General features: G+C 42.5%; 13 protein-coding genes, 1 tRNA gene and 3 rRNA genes. 14 read left to right on the forward strand and 3 right to left on the reverse strand.

Translation table 11 applies throughout. The features are described from left to right. Positions 1-42 precede the first annotated feature (42 nt). The 3 genes from pepE to fre all read left to right on the forward strand — a co-directional run bounded on the left by pepE (position 43) and on the right by fre (position 3,075). Positions 43-768, forward strand: a complete 726-nt coding sequence (pepE, locus tag QQS39_RS02205; RefSeq protein ID WP_100158028.1) for a dipeptidase PepE — start codon at positions 43-45, stop codon at positions 766-768. Positions 769-888: 120 nt separating this feature from the next. Then, positions 889-2,358: a 4-hydroxy-3-polyprenylbenzoate decarboxylase gene (gene ubiD / locus QQS39_RS02210; RefSeq protein ID WP_151436708.1), complete on the forward strand. Its 1,470-nt coding sequence runs from the start codon at positions 889-891 to the stop codon at positions 2,356-2,358. Between the two features lie 15 nt (positions 2,359-2,373). Then, a complete protein-coding gene (gene fre / locus QQS39_RS02215; RefSeq protein WP_196571052.1) occupies positions 2,374-3,075 on the forward strand; it encodes an NAD(P)H-flavin reductase in 702 nt (233 codons plus the stop codon). A 150-nt stretch (positions 3,076-3,225) separates the two neighbouring features. On the opposite strand, the gene fadA is transcribed toward fre, so the two are convergent. Both fadA and fadB read right to left on the reverse strand, forming a co-directional pair. After that, on the reverse strand, positions 3,226-4,389 hold the full coding sequence (gene fadA / locus QQS39_RS02220; protein WP_151434102.1) for an acetyl-CoA C-acyltransferase FadA: 1,164 nt from the start codon (positions 4,387-4,389) through the stop codon (positions 3,226-3,228). 11 nt (positions 4,390-4,400) lie between these two features. Then, on the reverse strand, positions 4,401-6,581 hold the full coding sequence (fadB, locus tag QQS39_RS02225; RefSeq protein ID WP_151434103.1) for a fatty acid oxidation complex subunit alpha FadB: 2,181 nt from the start codon (positions 6,579-6,581) through the stop codon (positions 4,401-4,403). Between the two features lie 267 nt (positions 6,582-6,848). Between fadB and pepQ the strand changes: the two genes are divergently transcribed. From pepQ to rrf, 8 genes are all read left to right on the forward strand, one after another. After that, entirely contained in the window at positions 6,849-8,183 is a 1,335-nt protein-coding gene (gene pepQ, locus QQS39_RS02230; protein ID WP_285805305.1) for a Xaa-Pro dipeptidase, read from the forward strand. Continuing rightward, on the forward strand, positions 8,183-8,803 hold the full coding sequence (locus tag QQS39_RS02235; protein WP_151434105.1) for an IMPACT family protein: 621 nt from the start codon (positions 8,183-8,185) through the stop codon (positions 8,801-8,803). Before pepQ ends, QQS39_RS02235 begins: the two co-directional genes overlap by 1 nt. Before the next feature lie 25 nt (positions 8,804-8,828). Beyond that, the gene (trkH, locus tag QQS39_RS02240; RefSeq protein ID WP_151434106.1) at positions 8,829-10,280 is read left to right on the forward strand and encodes a Trk system potassium transporter TrkH; all 1,452 of its coding nucleotides are present in this window, start codon (positions 8,829-8,831) and stop codon (positions 10,278-10,280) included. Positions 10,281-10,300: 20 nt separating this feature from the next. Beyond that, positions 10,301-10,831 carry a menaquinone-dependent protoporphyrinogen IX dehydrogenase gene (gene hemG, locus QQS39_RS02245; protein WP_100158035.1) on the forward strand — a complete coding sequence of 177 codons (531 nt, stop codon included), beginning with the start codon at positions 10,301-10,303 and terminating at the stop codon, positions 10,829-10,831. A 419-nt stretch (positions 10,832-11,250) separates the two neighbouring features. Continuing rightward, a 16S ribosomal RNA gene (locus tag QQS39_RS02250) occupies positions 11,251-12,793 on the forward strand. Positions 12,794-12,877: 84 nt separating this feature from the next. Then, positions 12,878-12,953: transfer RNA gene (locus QQS39_RS02255), tRNA-Glu, on the forward strand. Positions 12,954-13,320: 367 nt separating this feature from the next. Continuing rightward, a 23S ribosomal RNA gene (locus QQS39_RS02260) occupies positions 13,321-16,223 on the forward strand. A gap of 117 nt (positions 16,224-16,340) precedes the next feature. After that, positions 16,341-16,456: ribosomal RNA gene (rrf, locus tag QQS39_RS02265) — 5S ribosomal RNA — on the forward strand. Together the 16S, 23S and 5S rRNA genes with 1 tRNA gene alongside form the textbook arrangement of a ribosomal RNA operon. Before the next feature lie 144 nt (positions 16,457-16,600). Here the strand turns inward: rrf and QQS39_RS02270 are convergent. After that, positions 16,601-17,260 carry a GntR family transcriptional regulator gene (locus QQS39_RS02270; RefSeq protein ID WP_151434107.1) on the reverse strand — a complete coding sequence of 220 codons (660 nt, stop codon included), beginning with the start codon at positions 17,258-17,260 and terminating at the stop codon, positions 16,601-16,603. Positions 17,261-17,727: 467 nt separating this feature from the next. Here QQS39_RS02270 and QQS39_RS02275 point away from each other — a divergent pair, with 467 nt between their 5' ends. The 3 genes from QQS39_RS02275 to QQS39_RS02285 are packed head-to-tail and all read left to right on the forward strand — an operon-like array spanning position 17,728 to position 20,586. Next, on the forward strand, positions 17,728-18,978 hold the full coding sequence (locus tag QQS39_RS02275) for an NRAMP family divalent metal transporter (protein ID WP_151434108.1): 1,251 nt from the start codon (positions 17,728-17,730) through the stop codon (positions 18,976-18,978). Between the two features lie 13 nt (positions 18,979-18,991). Beyond that, positions 18,992-19,783 carry a LamB/YcsF family protein gene (locus QQS39_RS02280; protein WP_196569879.1) on the forward strand — a complete coding sequence of 264 codons (792 nt, stop codon included), beginning with the start codon at positions 18,992-18,994 and terminating at the stop codon, positions 19,781-19,783. Then, positions 19,780-20,586: a putative hydro-lyase gene (locus QQS39_RS02285; protein WP_285805306.1), complete on the forward strand. Its 807-nt coding sequence runs from the start codon at positions 19,780-19,782 to the stop codon at positions 20,584-20,586. The genes QQS39_RS02280 and QQS39_RS02285 overlap by 4 nt, the downstream gene beginning before the upstream one ends. Positions 20,587-20,595: the final 9 nt, after the last annotated feature.

The following is a 20,595-nucleotide window of genomic DNA, read 5'->3' on the forward strand; positions in this document are numbered from 1 at the left end:
ATTATCTTAGAATTTTGTTCATAATTATAAAGAGGTTCTGTAATGGAAGTTTTTTTATTAAGTAACGGAAAAATTGCCGGGGATCCACGTTGGTTAAGTTATGCAAAAGATAATATCGATAGCATGATTAAAAAACGCGGTATTCGTTCCGCTGTATTAATTGCTTATGCCGTTATTCGTTCCGATCATGACCAACGCGCTCGTGATTTATCAGAAGTGTTAGGTATTGAAGTTACTTGTATTGAACATTTTGATTCAGAAGTAGACGCAATCAATAATGCAGAATGTATTTTAGTCAGTGGTGGTAATACTTGGCTATTAAACCAAATGCTGCATGAGAAAGGATTGGTAGTTCCAATTCAACGCGCAGTACGTGAGCGCAATATTCCGTATATTGGTTGGAGTGCAGGTTGTAATGTCGCAACACCAACAATTCGTACCACTAATGATATGCCAGTACGCTCCTCTGTTATTATGCCTTCATTAGGCCTATTCCCTGTCCAAATTAACCCACATTACATTGATGCTTCTATCAGTGGTCATATGGGTGAAACGCGCGATGAGCGTATTGCTGAGTTTTGTGCAATTAACCCTGAAGAGATTGTTGTGGCTATCCGTGAAGGGAGTTACTTATATATTCAAGGTGAAGAATTACGTTATTACAGCGCTAAAAATGAAGGTTTTAAAATCTTCCAACATGGAAAAACATTCCCTGAACAGTTTGATACTAAATTGCTTTCAGAGTGGGTTCCATTCCGCTGTTTATAAGTATAGTGAACGCGACTAAATAAAAAGCATTGCATTTTAGTGAGTTATGCGTTTAGCTTATAGCGTCTCAAAGAGGGCATTGGCCCTCTTTTCTTTCACTCACTGGCTCGTAAGATTATGATGAAATACCGCGATTTAAGAGATTTCCTTTCATTATTAGAAGAAAAAGGTGAATTAAAACGTATCACCTATGAAATAGATCCCTACCTTGAAATGACCGAAATAGCGGACAGAACTTTACGTGCCGGTGGGCCAGCGCTGCTGTTTGAAAATCCTAAAGGGTATGATATGCCCGTGCTTTGTAACTTATTTGGTACACCAGAGCGTGTGGCAATGGGAATGGGGCAAGATGATGTTAAAGCCTTACACGAAGTTGGAAAGTTATTAGCGTTTCTAAAAGAACCTGATCCTCCGAAAGGTTTTCGTGATCTCTTCGATAAATTACCTAAGTTTAAGCAAGTTTTAAATATGCCAACAAAACGCTTGAGTAAAGCCCCTTGTCAGGAGGTGGTTTTAACAGGTGATGATGTTGATTTAACCCAGATCCCTGTTATGCATTGTTGGCCTGAAGATGCGGCACCTTTGATTACTTGGGGATTAACGGTGACTCGTGGCCCATTGAAAGAGCGCCAAAATCTGGGTATTTATCGCCAGCAAGTGCTGGGTAAAAACAAAGTGATTATGCGCTGGTTATCGCATCGTGGTGGCGCGTTAGATTTTCAAGAGTGGTGCCAAAAACATCCCGGTGAACGATTCCCAGTTTCAGTGGCATTAGGGGCAGATCCTGCTACTATTTTAGGTGCTGTAACACCTGTACCAGATACATTATCTGAATATGCATTCGCTGGTTTATTACGGGGTAATAAATCAGAAGTTGTAAAATGTCTTTCAAATGATCTTGAAGTACCTGCAAGTGCTGAAATTATCCTTGAAGGTTATATAGAACCGGGCGAATTAGCCCCAGAAGGACCATATGGTGATCACACTGGATATTATAATGAGATTGACTCTTTCCCTGTGTTTACCATTACGCATTTAACGCGTCGTAAAGATGCAATTTATCATTCAACATATACAGGGCGCCCACCTGATGAACCCGCGGTATTAGGTGTTGCGTTGAATGAAGTGCTTGTTCCGATATTACAAAAACAGTTTCCTGAAATTGTAGATTTTTATCTACCTCCTGAAGGATGTTCTTACCGTTTAGCCGTTGTAACAATGAAGAAACAGTATGCGGGTCATGCTAAACGCGTAATGATGGGAGTTTGGTCTTACTTACGGCAATTTATGTACACCAAATTTGTGATTGTTTGCGATGATGATGTCAATGCAAGAGATTGGAAAGATGTGATTTGGGCAATCACGACTAGAATGGATCCTGCAAGGGATACTATTCTGATGGAAAATACGCCTATTGATTATCTCGACTTCGCTTCACCTGTTTCAGGATTAGGATCAAAAATGGGTCTTGATGCGACTAACAAATGGCCGGGTGAGACAGATAGAGAATGGGGTAGACCTATTGTGATGTCTGATGAAGTTAAGCAACGAGTCGATACTATTTGGGAACAGCTCGATATTCTTAAATAATAACAGAGGAACAACATGGCAATATTGAATTGTAAAGTCTCACTTGTTGAGCCGATGACAGATACGGTTTATCGGGTAAGGCTATTACCTGATGGCGAATTTGATTTTCAGGCTGGGCAATATCTTTTAGCTGTTATGGATGAACGTGATAAACGTCCTTTTTCTATTGCATCTATACCTGAAAATAAAGACTTTATTGAACTTCATATTGGTGCGTCTGAACTCAATCTTTATGCGATGGCAGTGCTTGATGTGATATTAGAAAAGCAGCAGCTTACCATTGATATTCCTCATGGAAATGCGTGGTTTAAAAAAGAGAGTCAACGTCCTCTATTATTAATTGCTGGCGGTACAGGATTTTCTTATACCCACTCAATTTTATTGGCTGCATTAGCTGAAAACCCACAGCGATCTATTACGATCTATTGGGGGGGAAGAGAAAGTGTTCACCTCTATGATCTTAATGAATTACAAGAATTATCAGAATTGCATCCGTCTTTAACGGTTGTTCCTGTGGTCGAGCAACCAGAGGAGACTTGGCGAGGCCGAAAAGGAACGGTATTAACGGCAATAAGCGAAGATTTTGGTGATTTATCAGAATATGATATTTACATTGCAGGGCGTTTTGAAATGGCTAAAATCGCCAGAGATCGTTTTTGCAGTGAGCGCAATGCAGATAAAACCCGTCTATTTAGCGATGCTTTTGAATTTATCTGATAAAACGACAGTACTCCGTTATTTGTTATTATTTTTGTTTTTAAAACCATAAAAAAAACCCGCCCCTGACGGCGGGAAAATGGTTTCTAACCATGCAATCGAAAAGAATACGTTCCTAACGATCAGAACGTGGATATACAGAATATCGTATTAAACACGTTCTATAATCGTTGCAATACCTTGCCCTAATCCAATACACATTGTGGCTAAGCCAAATTGTGCATCTTTACGTTCCATAATATTTAATAATGAAGTGGTTATTCGAGAGCCTGAACATCCTAAAGGATGCCCTAAGGCAATCGCTCCGCCATTTAAATTAATCTTGTCATCGATACTATCGAGCAAATTCATTTTCTTCATGCAAGCTAATGACTGCGCGGCAAAAGCTTCATTTAGCTCAAAAATATCAATATCACCTAATGTTAATCCCGCTTTTTTCAATGCGATTTCTGTTGCAGGAACAGGGCCATAACCCATAATTGCGGGGTCACATCCAGTCACAGCCATTGAACGAATAATGGCGCGAGGCGTTAAATTATGCTCTTTGGCATAACGTTCACTGGTGATAAACATAGCGGATGCACCATCAGAAACTGCGGATGAATTGCCAGCTGTTACAGAGCCTGTCGCTGGATCAAACACCGGTTTAAGCTGTGCTAATTCTTCAAGGCTAGGGTTATAACGAATCACTTCATCATTTTTTACATTGATAAAATTGCCTATAGCATCATGACCATTGATAGGTATTATCTCATTATCAAAATAGCCTTGCTGTGTCGCAATCGCTGCTAAATGATGTGAGCGATAAGCAAATTTATCTTGATCCTCGCGTGAAATTTGGAATGATTTTGCGAGCATTTCTGCTGTTAATCCCATTGAAAATGAAGCTTTAGCAACAGAAAGATTAAGTGATGGATTAAAGTCTGCATTATAAGTCATTGGTACGTGACCCATATGTTCAACGCCGCCGATTAATGCGACTTGACTATCACCCAGCATAATTTGGCGAGCGCCATCATGTAATGCTTGCATTGATGAACCACATAACCGATTAATGGTAACTGCCGGAACCTTGTGTGGAAGTTCAGCCAATAACGCCGCATTACGAGCGATATTAAAACCTTGCTCTAAAGTTTGTTGTACACAGCCCCAAATTACATCACCAATATCATTGGGATTAATATTCGGATTGCGTGTTAGTAGTGCTTGCATCAATTGTGCAGAGAGGTTTTCCGCTCTGACATGGCGAAATGCTCCACCTTTTGAGCGTCCCATTGGAGTACGAATACCATCAATTATGACAACCTTTTCCATTTCATATCTCCTTAAGCGAGTTCTCTGATGTTAACATCTACTTTTGCGGGCTTTGGATAATAGGTTTCGTTGCGTTGCGCTTTCTGTTTTAAGCTTTCAGGAATTTGATATAGAGGTCCTAATGATGCGTATTGCTGTGCATCGGCAACAAATTGCGCTAATCCGATGGTATCAAGGTAACGGAATACACCACCTCGGAAAGGAGGGAAGCCTAAACCATAAACTAATGCAATATCCGCTTCTGCTGGTGAGGCAATAATACCTTCATCTAAACAACGGATAACTTCATTAATCATTGGGATCATCATCCGAGCGATAATTGCATTTTGGCTAAACTCTTGTGTTTTGCCCGCATTTTGCTGAATAAGCGTTTGAATTTGACCATCAACAGATTTCTGTTTTTTACCCCGTTTATCAACTGCGTAATTATAGAAACCATGATTATTTTTCTGACCATATCGCTGTTGCTCATATAAAAGAGCAATAGCATCTCGCTCAATCGTTCCCATTCTGTCAGGGAAACCCTGAGCCATTACGGCTTGAGCGTGATTTGCCGTATCAATACCCACAACATCAAGCAGGTATGCAGGTCCCATAGGCCAGCCAAATATCTTTTCCATCACTTTATCAACAGCAATAAAATCCGCGCCATCTCTTAGTAATAGAGAAAATCCTGCAAAATAAGGAAAGAGAACTCGGTTTACAAAGAAGCCGGGACAATCATTAACAATAATCGGTGTTTTTCCCATTTTACTGGCGTAACTGACGATACGGTTAATCGTCTCTTCACTGGTTTTTTCGCCTTTAATGATTTCAACCAGCGGCATTCGATGAACAGGATTAAAGAAGTGCATCCCACAGAAATTCTCAGGACGCTTTAATGATTTTGCGAGTAGGGAAATAGGGATCGTAGAAGTATTTGATGCAAGTACCGCGTTATCAGCCAATAGCGCTTCTGTTTCTGCAAGTACAGTTGCTTTTACTTTTGGATTTTCAACAACAGCTTCGACAATAACATCGGCATCACTGACAGAAGCATAATTTAGTGTTGGTTGAATAGAGGCGAGAGTTTTTGCCATATCAACAGCACTCATTCGACCTTTTTCTTGGCGTTTTTGTAGCAGGCTTAACGCTTCATTCATACCTAGCTCAAGGGATTTTTGATTAATATCCTTCATTACGACAGGAATACCTTTTAAGGCGGATTGGTAGGAAATTCCGCCACCCATGATCCCAGCACCTAATACTGCAGCCTGTTTAGGCAATTCGGCATGACGTTTTTTTGTGATATTTTTAACGTACTGATCATTAAGGAAAATACCGACTAAGGCTTTTGCAACATCAGTGCGTGTGAGCTTAACAAAGCTTTCAGTTTCAAGAGCCAGTGCTTCATCTCTATTTAGAAAGGCTGATTTTTCAATTGTTTTTACTGCGGTGATTGGTGCTGGATAGTGAGGTCCTGCGACTTTCATCACCATACCTTTAGCCACACTGAAAGACATTTTATGTTCAAGCTCTGTCAGTCTTAATGGTGCTGTTTTTGGATGACGTGCAGCTTTCCAATCAATTTTTCCTTCAATTGCTTGCTCGATTAGCGAAATAGCACTTTCTTTTAAATTTTCTAGAGGGACAATTGCTTGGATTAATCCATTTTTAAGTGCAGTTTGGGCATCAACATCTTTTCCAGCAGTAATAATTTCTAATGCGTTATCGACACCAATCAAACGAGGAAGGCGTACTGAGCCTCCAAAGCCTGGCATGATCCCAAGTTTTGTTTCTGGTAAACCGATACGCAGATCAGGAGAAGCGATACGAAAATCAGTAGCAAGTACACACTCGCAGCCACCGCCAAGTGCGTAGCCATTGATAGCGGAAACGGTAGGAACAGGTAGGTCTTCAAGTCGATTAAAAATCTGATTAGAAAAATGTAGCCACTGAGTCAATTCTTCTTCAGGAGCATCAAAAAGGGATAAAAACTCGGTAATATCAGCACCGACAATAAAAGCCGGTTTTTCGGAACGCAAGATAACACCTTTTAGTCCCGGAGTTGCTTCTAATACTGCTAAAGCTTCACTTAGCATTGCAACCGTTTTGGTATCTAATTTATTAATAGAACCTTTGGCGTTAAAAATGAGTTCAACAATACCTTGTTTCACCCAATCGGCTTGAATATTTTCGCTTTGATAGAGCATTTGTATTCTCCCTAAATGTATAGACTGGTATGACCAGATAATAAGAGTGTGAATACTATGTTAAATAAATGCAAATATTTGATTAAAAAACTGCAAGGGTGATCACAGTGAAATTATTCAACTTATTGAATTCTATGCTGTTGCTCAGTTTGATAAAAAGAGGGGAGATAAATCGGTAATAATCTATTTTTGTTATGGCGTTAGCCACTCAAAGAGTTGGCGTGTTAAGCTGAATCATTAACAATGAATAAGATAAGGTAATTAATAATGGAAAAATTGCTCTCTCTGTACCAAGAACATATCAAAACTCTACAAAATCGTACTCGTGATGCTTTATCCAGACACCATCTTGATTCTGTATTAATTCATTCTGGTGAACCTATCCGTGTTTTCCTTGATGACAGTGATTACCCTTTTAAAGTGAATGCTCATTTTAAAGCATGGGTGCCTGTTACAGATGTACCACATTGTTGGTTATTAGCGGATGGCGTTAATAAACCTAAATTATGGTTCTATTCTCCAGTTGATTATTGGCATAGTGTTGAAGCTTTACCAAGTAGCTATTGGACTCATGAAATTGAGCTAATTCATCTTAAAAATGTTGATGATATTCAAAAAGAGCTAGCACCTTATATTAATAAAAATACTGCTTATATTGGTCCAAATACACAGCGAGCAGAATCATTAGGTGTGAGTATTGATAATATCAACAATCAATCTCTTCTTAATTATTATCATTATTACCGTGCCTATAAAACAGGTTATGAATTAGCTTGTATGCGTGAAGCACAAAAAATGGCCGTCAACGGGCATATTGCCGCTCATGAAGCTTTCCAAGCTGGATTAAGTGAGTTTGATATTAATATGGCGTATTTAATGGCTACGGGTCATCGTGATACCGATGTTCCTTATGGCAATATCGTCGCCTTAAATGAACACGCTGCTGTTTTGCACTACACAAAATTAGATCATGAATCACCAGATGAGTATCGCAGTTTCCTTATTGATGCAGGTGCAGAGTATAATGGCTACGCGGCAGATATCACTCGTACTTATAGCGCAAAAGAAAATCATGAATTTACTTCATTAGTTAAAGATATGAATGATGCGCAACAAGCGCTGATTGCAACGATGAAGGCTGGAGTACGTTACACTGAATATCATGTTCAAATGCATCAACGTATTGCTGGATTACTCAATAAATACGGTATTGTTAAAGGTGTGAGTGAAGAAGAGATGGTAAGTGCTGGATTAACTACACCATTTTTACCTCATGGCTTAGGGCATGCTTTAGGTCTACAAGTTCATGATGCCGCTGGATTTATGCAAGATGATAAAGGTACCCATTTAGCGGCTCCTTCAATGTATCCATTCTTACGTTGCACACGTATTGTTGAACCGGGCATGGTATTAACAATTGAACCTGGATTTTACTTTATCGACTCTCTGTTAGCGCCATGGAAAGAAGGAAAAAACAGTACTCATTTCGATTGGAAGCTTATTGAGCATTTCAAACCATTTGGTGGTATTCGTATTGAAGATAATATTATTATCCACGATAACAAAATTGAAAATATGACCAGAGACTTACATTTAGCCTGATGAAAGCGTATTTGATCCCCGCTGAAACCGTAGAATTCAGTGAAGAAATAAAGAAGAGTCGTTTTATTACATTTATTGCTCACACTGAAGGTATTGATGCAGCAAAAGCGTATATCCAGTCTATCAAAGAACAATTCCCTGATGCCCGGCACCACTGTTGGGCTTTTGTTGCAGGAAGACCTGATGACTCACAACAGTTAGGTTTTTCTGATGACGGGGAGCCAACAGGTACTGCGGGAAAACCTATTCTTGCTCCTCTTTTAGGGAGTGGAATGGGAGAAGTCACCGCAGTGGTTGTACGGTATTTCGGTGGGATCAAATTAGGAACCGGTGGGTTAGTTAGAGCTTATGGCAGTGGTGTTCAACAAGCATTAAAGCTTTTGCCAACGAAAACGAAAGTACCACAGTTGCGTTTTAGTGTAGCGTGTGAATATTCACTGGTTTCATTACTTGAACAAGTTGTTGAACAATATCAGGGGCAAGTACTTTCAAGTGAATATACTGATAAAGTCACTTTTGTACTTTCATTACCTGCCGTGCATAGTGATGAAGTTGAAGTTAAACTACGCGATATAAGTCGTGGCAGTATGCAATTAATCCCGCTAGATAAAAATGAATAATCTTTGCTACCAAGGAAATCGCTAAATGCATTTTCGTTCAATAACCCGTATTGTCGGACTGCTTGTTATCTTATTTTCTGTCACGATGATCATTCCCGGTATTGTCGCATTAATATATCGAGATGGTGCAGGGCGTGCATTTAGCCAAACATTTATTGTCGCCTTGATCATTGGGTTAATGTTGTGGATCCCCAATCGACATAAAAAAAGTGAGCTTAAGCCTAAAGAAGGCTTTCTTATAGTTGTCTTATTTTGGACGGTGCTAGGCAGTGTAGGGGCATTACCGTTTATCTTTTCTGAACAACCCAATCTTTCCATTACTGATGCCTTTTTTGAATCTTTCTCTGGACTGACTACAACCGGAGCCACGACGCTTGTAGGGTTAGATTCATTACCTAAAGCTATTTTGTTTTATCGCCAAATGCTCCAATGGTTAGGAGGAATGGGGATCATCGTATTAGCTGTCGCTATTCTTCCACTTTTAGGTGTTGGGGGAATGCAGTTATATCGTGCAGAAATGCCGGGTCCATTGAAAGATAATAAAATGCGACCTCGAATTGCAGAAACAGCGAAAGCACTTTGGCTTATTTACGTCTTATTAACGATCATTTGTGCCTTAGCATTATGGATTGCTGGTATGGATGTGTTCGATGCTATTTCTCATAGCTTTTCAACTATTGCGATTGGTGGGTTTTCTACCCACGATGCCAGTATTGGTTATTTTAATAGCCCAACCATTAACATCATTATTGGTGTATTCCTTCTGATCTCTGGTTGTAACTTTGGTTTGCACTTTGCCGTACTCACGGGAAGAAGCTTAAATATTTATTGGCGTGATCCTGAATTTCGTATGTTTATCTCAATTCAATTGGGATTAGTCATTATTTGTAGCGGCATTCTATGGCTTTATTCAGTATATGACTCAGGATGGATAACCATAAATCAGGCTTTTTTCCAAGTTGTCTCTATGGCGACAACCGCGGGCTTTGCCACGGATAGCTTTGCACAATGGCCTGCATTTTTGCCTCTTCTATTATTATGCTCTGCGTTTATTGGTGGTTGTGCAGGATCAACGGGTGGGGGATTGAAAGTCATTCGTATCTTGCTTTTATTCCTACAAGGGAATCGTGAATTAAAACGTCTTGTTCACCCTAATGCCGTTTATACCATCAAACTTGGCCACCGAGCATTACCTGAACGTATTATTGAAGCAGTGTGGGGATTTTTCTCCGCTTATGCGTTGGTATTTATTATTAGCTTAATGTTGTTGATAGCGACAGGCGTTGATGAATTTTCTGCATTTTCTGCTATTGCCACTACATTAAATAATCTTGGTCCTGGGTTAGGTATTGTCGCCGATAACTTCACGACAATGAATCCAGCTGCAAAATGGATATTAGTCGTGACAATGTTATTTGGGCGACTAGAAGTTTTCACACTATTGGTTTTATTTACCCCAACGTTTTGGCGTGATTAACCTAATACAAGGAGCAATGTATGAGCGCGCTATTGTTGTATTGTAGTACTGATGGGCAAACTAAAAAGATAATGACACAAATCGCGAATGAATTAAGACAACACGGTCATGAATGTGATGTGAGAGATTTAACCTCTGTTCAACAGAGTTTAAATTTGTCTGCTTATAATAAAGTCTTAGTGGGCGCTTCAATTCGTTATGGTTACTTTAATAAAGCTCTCGATAAATTTATCACGCGTCATCTTGCACAATTGAATAGTATGCCGTCCGCATTCTTTGGCGTTAATCTTACGGCAAGAAAAGCAGAAAAGAATACACCTGAGACGAATGCTTATATGCGTAAGTTTTTAGATAAGACTCCATGGAAGCCAACGTTAACGGGTGTCTTTGCCGGCGCACTTTTTTATCCTCGCTATAAATGGATTGATAGAGTCATGATCCAGTTAATTATGAAGATGACTAAAGGTGAAACGGACCCAACAAAAGAAATTGAATATACGGATTGGAATAAAGTAAGCGAATTTGCGACACATTTTGCCAAAATTGAGTGATATTTAATCTTTGCTGTGGGGTTTTTATACGTCTTGTTGGAGTTTTGAACGAACAGAAAATTATTTTAAAAAAACACTTGCGCTAATCCGAGATCTCCCTATAATGCGCATCCACTGACCGGCGATGAGCAAACAACAAGCCACGCAGGACGGTGAAGAGAAAAGAAAAAAGTTTGAAAAAACTCTTGACTCTTCAGAGGAATAACGTAATATACGCCTCCTCGCAACAACGCAGAAGACCGGAAACGGCAGCGAAGGTTGCACTGCTCTTTAACAAATTATCAGACAATCTGTGTGGGCACTCGCAGAGACGATATCTTCTAAAATATTAGATGTATCAAGTCTTGAAGAGTGAACAACAAAAGTAAATTCATTTATGAATAGCTAAGTTTTCGATTTCTTTGAGCATCAAACACTTTTAATTGAAGAGTTTGATCATGGCTCAGATTGAACGCTGGCGGCAGGCCTAACACATGCAAGTCGAGCGGTAACAGAAGAAAGCTTGCTTTCTTGCTGACGAGCGGCGGACGGGTGAGTAATGTATGGGGATCTGCCCGATAGAGGGGGATAACTACTGGAAACGGTAGCTAATACCGCATGACGTCTACGGACCAAAGCAGGGGCTCTTCGGACCTTGCGCTATCGGATGAACCCATATGGGATTAGCTAGTAGGTGAGGTAATGGCTCACCTAGGCGACGATCTCTAGCTGGTCTGAGAGGATGATCAGCCACACTGGGACTGAGACACGGCCCAGACTCCTACGGGAGGCAGCAGTGGGGAATATTGCACAATGGGCGCAAGCCTGATGCAGCCATGCCGCGTGTATGAAGAAGGCCTTAGGGTTGTAAAGTACTTTCAGCGGGGAGGAAGGTGATAAAGTTAATACCTTTATCAATTGACGTTACCCGCAGAAGAAGCACCGGCTAACTCCGTGCCAGCAGCCGCGGTAATACGGAGGGTGCAAGCGTTAATCGGAATTACTGGGCGTAAAGCGCACGCAGGCGGTCAATTAAGTCAGATGTGAAAGCCCCGAGCTTAACTTGGGAATTGCATCTGAAACTGGTTGGCTAGAGTCTTGTAGAGGGGGGTAGAATTCCACGTGTAGCGGTGAAATGCGTAGAGATGTGGAGGAATACCGGTGGCGAAGGCGGCCCCCTGGACAAAGACTGACGCTCAGGTGCGAAAGCGTGGGGAGCAAACAGGATTAGATACCCTGGTAGTCCACGCTGTAAACGATGTCGATTTAGAGGTTGTGGTCTTGAACCGTGGCTTCTGGAGCTAACGCGTTAAATCGACCGCCTGGGGAGTACGGCCGCAAGGTTAAAACTCAAATGAATTGACGGGGGCCCGCACAAGCGGTGGAGCATGTGGTTTAATTCGATGCAACGCGAAGAACCTTACCTACTCTTGACATCCAGAGAATCCTTTAGAGATAGAGGAGTGCCTTCGGGAACTCTGAGACAGGTGCTGCATGGCTGTCGTCAGCTCGTGTTGTGAAATGTTGGGTTAAGTCCCGCAACGAGCGCAACCCTTATCCTTTGTTGCCAGCGCGTAATGGCGGGAACTCAAAGGAGACTGCCGGTGATAAACCGGAGGAAGGTGGGGATGACGTCAAGTCATCATGGCCCTTACGAGTAGGGCTACACACGTGCTACAATGGCAGATACAAAGAGAAGCGACCTCGCGAGAGCAAGCGGAACTCATAAAGTCTGTCGTAGTCCGGATTGGAGTCTGCAACTCGACTCCATGAAGTCGGAATCGCTAGTAATCGTAGATCAGAATGCTACGGTGAATACGTTCCCGGGCCTTGTACACACCGCCCGTCACACCATGGGAGTGGGTTGCAAAAGAAGTAGGTAGCTTAACCTTCGGGAGGGCGCTTACCACTTTGTGATTCATGACTGGGGTGAAGTCGTAACAAGGTAACCGTAGGGGAACCTGCGGTTGGATCACCTCCTTACCTAAGAGATACGTGTTATGTGTAGTGCTCACACAGATTGTCTGATGAAGAACGAGCAAAAGCGCGTCTGCGAAGCTGACTGAAGTCCCCTTCGTCTAGAGGCCTAGGACACCGCCCTTTCACGGCGGTAACAGGGGTTCGAATCCCCTAGGGGACGCCAATTGCGCGGTATGAGTGAAAGGCGTACCACACTATAGTCTGATGAGAATCAGAGAATAGTTAAGATAATTCGTGTGAGTTATTTTACCTATTATGCTCTTTAACAATCTGGAACAAGCTGAAAAATTGAAAACAAATCAATATATCACCGAGGTATATTGATGAGTCTCTCAAAATCTCAAACTTTGAGTGTGTTTTTGACATCAAAGTGGGATGAGCGAGCAATTTACAGTTCGAGGCGGCCAGCGCACAGCAAGCGGAACATACTAAAGTATGTGAGCATTGCGAGCACTGCCCAACGATGAAATGTAATCTGCGCAGCCATCACCACCAAGAGAGTCATCGAAAAAGACACCTTCGGGTTGTGAGGTTAAGCGAATAAGCGTACACGGTGGATGCCTAGGCAATCAGAGGCGATGAAGGACGTGCTAATCTGCGATAAGCGTCGGTAAGGTGATATGAACCGTTATACCCGACGATTTCCGAATGGGGAAACCCAATATCCAATGGATATTATCATTAACTGAATACATAGGTTAATGAAGCGAACCGGGAGAACTGAAACATCTCAGTACCCCGAGGAAAAGAAATCAACCGAGATTCCCCTAGTAGCGGCGAGCGAACGGGGAACAGCCCAGAGTCTTAATCAATAGCAGCATCAGGAGAACGGTCTGGAAAGTCCGGCAGTAAAGGGTGATAGCCCCGTATCTGAAGATGCTGTTATTGTGAACTCGACGAGTAGGGCGGGACACGTGTTATCCTGTCTGAATATGGGGGGACCATCCTCCAAGGCTAAATACTCCTGATTGACCGATAGTGAACCAGTACCGTGAGGGAAAGGCGAAAAGAACCCCGGCGAGGGGAGTGAAAAAGAACCTGAAACCGTGTACGTACAAGCAGTAGGAGCCTCTTCGTGAGGTGACTGCGTACCTTTTGTATAATGGGTCAGCGACTTATATTCTGTAGCAAGGTTAACCGTATAGGGGAGCCGTAGGGAAACCGAGTCTTAACTGGGCGAATGAGTTGCAGGGTATAGACCCGAAACCCGGTGATCTATCCATGGGCAGGTTGAAGGTTGGGTAACACTAACTGGAGGACCGAACCGACTAATGTTGAAAAATTAGCGGATGACTTGTGGATGGGGGTGAAAGGCCAATCAAACCGGGAGATAGCTGGTTCTCCCCGAAAGCTATTTAGGTAGCGCCTCGTGAATTCATCTTCGGGGGTAGAGCACTGTTTCGACTAGGGGGTCATCCCGACTTACCAACTCGATGCAAACTGCGAATACCGAAGAATGTTATCACGGGAGACACACGGCGGGTGCTAACGTCCGTCGTGAAGAGGGAAACAACCCAGACCGCCAGCTAAGGTCCCAAAGTCATGGTTAAGTGGGAAACGAAGTGGGAAGGCTCAGACAGCCAGGATGTTGGCTTAGAAGCAGCCATCATTTAAAGAAAGCGTAATAGCTCACTGGTCGAGTCGGCCCGCGCGGAAGATGTAACGGGGCTAAACCATGCACCGAAGCTGCGGCAGCGACACTATGTGTTGTTGGGTAGGGGAGCGTTCTGTAAGCCTGCGAAGGTGTACTGTGAGGTATGCTGGAGGTATCAGAAGTGCGAATGCTGACATAAGTAACGATAATGCGGGTGAAAAACCCGCACGCCGGAAGACCAAGGGTTCCTGTCCAACGTTAATCGGGGCAGGGTGAGTCGACCCCTAAGGCGAGGCTGAAAAGCGTAGTCGATGGGAAACGGGTTAATATTCCCGTACTGGTGGTAACTGCGATGGGGGAACGGAGAAGGCTAGGTTGTCCGGGCGACGGTCGTCCCGGTTCAAGCATGTAGGCAGAGTGATTAGGCAAATCCGGTCACTTAATGCTGAGGTGTGATGACGAGCCACTAAGGTGGTGAAGCAATTGATGCCCTGCTTCCAGGAAAAGCCTCTAAGCTTCAGGTTACCAACAATCGTACCCCAAACCGACACAGGTGGTCAGGTAGAGAATACTCAGGCGCTTGAGAGAACTCGGGTGAAGGAACTAGGCAAAATGGTGCCGTAACTTCGGGAGAAGGCACGCTGGCGGTAAGTGAAGTCCCTTGCGGACGGAGCCGAAGCCAGTCGAAGATACCAGCTGGCTGCAACTGTTTATTAAAAACACAGCACTGTGCAAACACGAAAGTGGACGTATACGGTGTGACGCCTGCCCGGTGCTGGAAGGTTAATTGATGGGGTTATCCTTAGGGAGAAGCTCTTGATCGAAGCCCCAGTAAACGGCGGCCGTAACTATAACGGTCCTAAGGTAGCGAAATTCCTTGTCGGGTAAGTTCCGACCTGCACGAATGGCGTAATGATGGCCAGGCTGTCTCCACCCGAGACTCAGTGAAATTGAACTCGCTGTGAAGATGCAGTGTACCCGCGGCAAGACGGAAAGACCCCGTGAACCTTTACTATAGCTTGACACTGAACATTGAGCCTTGATGTGTAGGATAGGTGGGAGACTATGAAGTGTGGACGCCAGTCTGCATGGAGTCAACCTTGAAATACCACCCTTTAACGTTTGATGTTCTAACCTAGGTCCATAATCTGGATCGGGGACCGTGTCTGGTGGGTAGTTTGACTGGGGCGGTCTCCTCCTAAAGAGTAACGGAGGAGCACGAAGGTTGGCTAAGCATGGTCGGACATCATGCGGTTAGTGCAAAGGCATAAGCCAGCTTGACTGTGAGAGTGACGGCTCGAGCAGGTACGAAAGTAGGTCTTAGTGATCCGGTGGTTCTGAATGGAAGGGCCATCGCTCAACGGATAAAAGGTACTCCGGGGATAACAGGCTGATACCGCCCAAGAGTTCATATCGACGGCGGTGTTTGGCACCTCGATGTCGGCTCATCACATCCTGGGGCTGAAGTAGGTCCCAAGGGTATGGCTGTTCGCCATTTAAAGTGGTACGCGAGCTGGGTTTAGAACGTCGTGAGACAGTTCGGTCCCTATCTGCCGTGGGCGTTGGAAGATTGAGAGGGGTTGCTCCTAGTACGAGAGGACCGGAGTGAACGCACCACTGGTGTTCGGGTTGTCATGCCAATGGCATTGCCCGGTAGCTAAGTGCGGAAGAGATAACCGCTGAAAGCATCTAAGCGGGAAACTTGCCTCGAGATGAGTCTTCCCTGTCACCTAGAGTGACCTAAAGGAACGTTTAAGACTAAGACGTTGATAGGCTGGGTGTGTAAGCGTAGCGATACGTTGAGCTAACCAGTACTAATGAACCGTGAGGCTTAACCTGACAACACCGAAGGTGTTTTGTCTGAGAGACGACAGTAGATGAAGTAAGCTTGTTTAAGATTGAAATTGCTGGTTACTGAGGAAGAAACAACAGTAACGGGTAATAAAACCGAATTTGCTTGGCGGCCATAGCGCAGCGGACCCACCTGAATCCATGCCGAACTCAGAAGTGAAACGTTGTAGCGCCGATGGTAGTGTGGGGTCTCCCCATGTGAGAGTAGGGAACTGCCAGGCATTAAATAAGACGAGAAAGCCAACCCAATGGGTTGGCTTTTTTGCGTTTGGAGTTTTTAAAAGATCAAAAATGAGTGAATTTTAAATATTATCCTAAATTCTGAATATAAAAATGCCCTAATTTAAGGCATTTTTTATGATCTTTTAACAGAAGTTATGACGAGAAAATGCTGCTAACACAGTCCTTTCTGAAATTTCTAAATAGTCTTCCATTGCGCCCGCGGCTTCTTGCGCTTTTCCATCCATCAATAGCATTAAAATCTGTTCATTTTTTTCAATATAAGGTGCGTGTAGTAATTGCGGATCATTGAGTAAGCCAAATGCTAAACGTAATTCAGCTAGAATAAGTTGGTATTGTTTAAACAATCTAGGGCTATCTGAAAGCTCCACAATCGCGGTATGAAAGTGCATATTACAGGTTCCTACACCGCTCCAATCTTGTTGTTCTTGAAAAATTTTTGCTTGATTAACACTATCTTGCATTCTAACAATAGCGGGATGCATAGGATAAGAATGTCGTAGAGCATCACATTCAATTAATCGTCTTACACGATAAATATCCATGATACTTGCCATATCTGGTACAGAAACAAAAACACCGCGATTAGGTTTATAAGTCAAAAGCCCTTCTTGGGTAAGAACGCGGAAAACCTCTCTTAAAGTATTGCGCGATATCTCTAGCGTTTCACTTAATGCAGTTTCTGACAATCTTTCACCAGGAGGTAATTCTCCAATAGTGATTTTTTGCCGAATAATATTTGCGACTTTTTGAGAAAGAATTTGTGGAGATGTTTTTTTCTGCATTATCTTCTGCTATTAGCTTAATAGAAGCGTCTATTCTATCAGTGTGTTTTGTAATATATAACCTCTATTATGTCACTCTGTCGTACTTCTCACTGTATCGAGTATAGCTGTCTATTTATTTCCATCAAAAAAATTAATTTTTCCTTACGATATTTTAGTAATTAAACTTATTTTTCATTCCATCTAGCGCACTATTTTTGTGCGACTGAGCTTTTTATGCCTCATTTAAGTGCATATTCATGGCTCATGAACATGTCATAATTGTCAACAAAATGTTAAAAATGCGATCTTCTTTGCACTTTTATCATCCCGTATTTAAATCTATTTGCTTATTTATTCATCTATTATTATTAATTGTTCAACAATCTAATATCAGGTGATTAACAATTACGTATTCATGCTCAACAATGGCACGCTAATTGCCTTAGTAATAATAATTAAAATAATGATGATAAAGGGGGTAGCTCATGGCTACACAAGACACTGCAAATACAACATCAAGTACGTTTATAAAAAATAGACGCTCTTCACTAATCGCTGCCATTTTTTTAATGGCAACGTCAGCAATTGGGCCAGGTTTTATTACTCAAACTGCAACCTTTACTGCCACGATGGGAGCCGCATTTGCATTTGGTATTTTAGCATCAATCATTATCGACTATGTTGTTCAGCAAAGTATTTGGCGAGTGATCACTGTTACCAATATGCGAGCTTCAGATATTGCTAACAAAGCAATACCAGGCAGTGGTTACTTACTTGCTGTATTAGTTATTTTTGGCGGTTTAGTATTTAACGTGGGTAACATTGCAGGTGCTGGATTAGGGCTTAATGCGATGGTTGGTCTTGATCCTAAATGGGGGGGGATCTTAAGTGCTTTACTTGCGATCTATATTTTCTCATCACGCAAAGCCAGTAACTTTATTGATCGTATGATCATTATCCTTGGTCTCGTCATGATCTTACTGACGGTTTTTGTCATGATTGCGTCTAACCCCCCTGTAGGCGAGGCATTAAGACAAACTGTTTTACCTGATGCAATTAACTTCGCTACGATCACGACAATTGTTGGTGGGACTGTAGGTGGTTATATCTGTTATGCGGGCGCTCACCGTCTTCTTGATAAAGGAACAACGGGTATTGAGAATATTGATGCTGTATCAAGCGCTGCAACCAAGGGAATTTTAGTTGTTGGATTAATGCGCTATATCCTGTTTCTTGCCATTTTAGGTGTAGTTGCCAGTGGCGTAACCTTAGATATTTCTAGCCATGCAGCAAATCCGGCTTCTCAAGCATTTCAACATGCTGCGGGTTTAACTGGATTACGCATCTTCGGTCTTATTTTATGGGCAGCTGCATTAACGAGTGTGATTGGTGCTGCTTATACCTCAATGTCATTTATTACTGTATTTAAAAACGGTGTTACTGAACGTCAACGTAATATCGCAACTATTATTTTTATCGCTATTTCACTCGTCATTTATATGGTTATGGGAACGGCTCCGGCTGCATTATTAGTCTTTGCCGGCGGCTTTAATGGACTCATTTTACCTATAGGTATGACACTTTTCATTTTTGTTGCATGGCGTCGCCAAGATCTCATGAATGGTTATAAATATCCTGCATGGTTACTGTGGTCAGGTATTTTAGTCTGTGCGCTGACTTGGTATATGGGAATTATGTCTGTGGGTGCTATTTTCAACTACCTCAACATTGCTTAAGAGAATAATAACGATGATAAAAGCAGTCGATTTAAACAGTGATTTAGGTGAGAGCTTCGGCCAATGGACGATGGGCAATGATGATGCAGTGCTTGAAATTGTCAGTAGTGCCAATATTGCTTGCGGCTTTCATGCAGGTTCACCAGATGGCATTTTAAAAACATTAAAAGCAGCGAAACAACACAATGTCGCAATAGGGGCACATGTTGCTTATCCTGATTTAGTGGGCTTTGGTCGCCGAAATATGGATATCGCCAGTGATGAATTAACGGCAGATGTGATTTATCAAATAGGTGCTTTGCAAGGATTGGCTAAAGCAGTGGGTTTGAGTGTGACTTATGTGAAGCCCCATGGTGCGCTTTATAACACTATTGCTCATGATAAGCGCCAAGCACTTGCAGTTATTGATGCGATCCTCGCCATAGATCCACAACTTATTTTAGTTGCTTTGGCTGGCTCTCCCCTTATTGAACTCGCAAAAGAAAAGGGGCTTCGTGTGATTGCTGAAGCCTTTGCAGATAGAGCTTATCACGCTGATGGCACATTAGTTTCTCGCAAAAAAGAGGGTGCCGTTTTACATGATCCCCAACTTGTTGCACAACGCATGTTACGACTTGTGCAAGAAGGTGGAATTGAATCTATAGAAGGCATTTTTACCATAATACAGGCTGATTCTATTTGTGTTCATGGTGATAGCCCTGATGCTGTGGCTCTGGCTAAAAGTGTAAAAGAAATTTTAATTAATCATGGTGTTAGCATTAAGCCTTTTGCACCTCAGTCTCTTAAAAGTGAGGTACAAAAATGACTGACTTAATGCAAGCAACTGCGGGTGCCATTGCCAAAGCACAAGAAGCTCGGCTGGCTATTCGCAATGGTTTAGCTATACCAACAGCGGGTATGGCAAAAGGAATGACACAAGCTAATATGATTAGCTTGCCGCGTGATTGGGCGTTTGATTTTCTGCTCTATGCCCAACGTAATCCGAAAAGTTGCCCTATTTTAGATGTGTGTGAGTCAGGAAGTTATCGCACTGTTTTAGCAAAAGACGCTGATTTACGTACTGACATTCCTCTTTATCATGTTTGGGAAAATGGCAAATTAGTTGATGAAATTACGGATGCCACTGAGCTTTGGGCGCAACATCCCGATCTCGTTACGTTTCTTATTGGCTGTAGTTTCACATTTGAAACGCCAATGTTAGAAGCGGGCATTGAAATCCGCCATATCACAGATAACTGCAATGTTCCGATGTATAAAACAAATCGCTTATGTCGCCCTGCTGGGCGATTAGAAGGCGAGTTAGTGGTTTCAATGCGTCCTATTCCAGCGGATAGAGTCTCTGATGCTGTGATGATCAGCGGTCGTTTCCCTTCTGTGCATGGCGCTCCCGTACATATTGGCTCGCCTGATGCGCTGGGTATTAAAGATATTATGTCGCCAGATTTTGGCACCTCAGTGAGAATTGAAGAAGGCGAGATCCCCGTATTTTGGGCTTGTGGTGTAACTCCCCAAGCGGCAGTGATGCGTTCAGGTGTTCCTTTTGCAATCAGTCATGCTCCGGGGCATATGTTTATTACCGATGTGCCTGATGCGGCTTATCACGTATAAGGGAGGAAG

The organism is Proteus appendicitidis (genome assembly GCF_030271835.1).
GTDB classification, from domain to species: Bacteria; Pseudomonadota; Gammaproteobacteria; order Enterobacterales; family Enterobacteriaceae; genus Proteus; species Proteus appendicitidis.

Coding starts and splice junctions, on each gene's coding strand:
- pepE (WP_100158028.1), top strand. CDS start 43: ATGGAAGTTTTTTTATTAAGTAACGGAAAAATTGCCGGGGATCCACGT.
- ubiD (WP_151436708.1), top strand. CDS start 889: ATGAAATACCGCGATTTAAGAGATTTCCTTTCATTATTAGAAGAAAAA.
- fre (WP_196571052.1), top strand. CDS start 2,374: ATGGCAATATTGAATTGTAAAGTCTCACTTGTTGAGCCGATGACAGAT.
- fadA (WP_151434102.1), bottom strand. CDS start 4,389: ATGGAAAAGGTTGTCATAATTGATGGTATTCGTACTCCAATGGGACGC.
- fadB (WP_151434103.1), bottom strand. CDS start 6,581: ATGCTCTATCAAAGCGAAAATATTCAAGCCGATTGGGTGAAACAAGGT.
- pepQ (WP_285805305.1), top strand. CDS start 6,849: ATGGAAAAATTGCTCTCTCTGTACCAAGAACATATCAAAACTCTACAA.
- QQS39_RS02235 (WP_151434105.1), top strand. CDS start 8,183: ATGAAAGCGTATTTGATCCCCGCTGAAACCGTAGAATTCAGTGAAGAA.
- trkH (WP_151434106.1), top strand. CDS start 8,829: ATGCATTTTCGTTCAATAACCCGTATTGTCGGACTGCTTGTTATCTTA.
- hemG (WP_100158035.1), top strand. CDS start 10,301: ATGAGCGCGCTATTGTTGTATTGTAGTACTGATGGGCAAACTAAAAAG.
- QQS39_RS02270 (WP_151434107.1), bottom strand. CDS start 17,260: ATGCAGAAAAAAACATCTCCACAAATTCTTTCTCAAAAAGTCGCAAAT.
- QQS39_RS02275 (WP_151434108.1), top strand. CDS start 17,728: ATGGCTACACAAGACACTGCAAATACAACATCAAGTACGTTTATAAAA.
- QQS39_RS02280 (WP_196569879.1), top strand. CDS start 18,992: ATGATAAAAGCAGTCGATTTAAACAGTGATTTAGGTGAGAGCTTCGGC.
- QQS39_RS02285 (WP_285805306.1), top strand. CDS start 19,780: ATGACTGACTTAATGCAAGCAACTGCGGGTGCCATTGCCAAAGCACAA.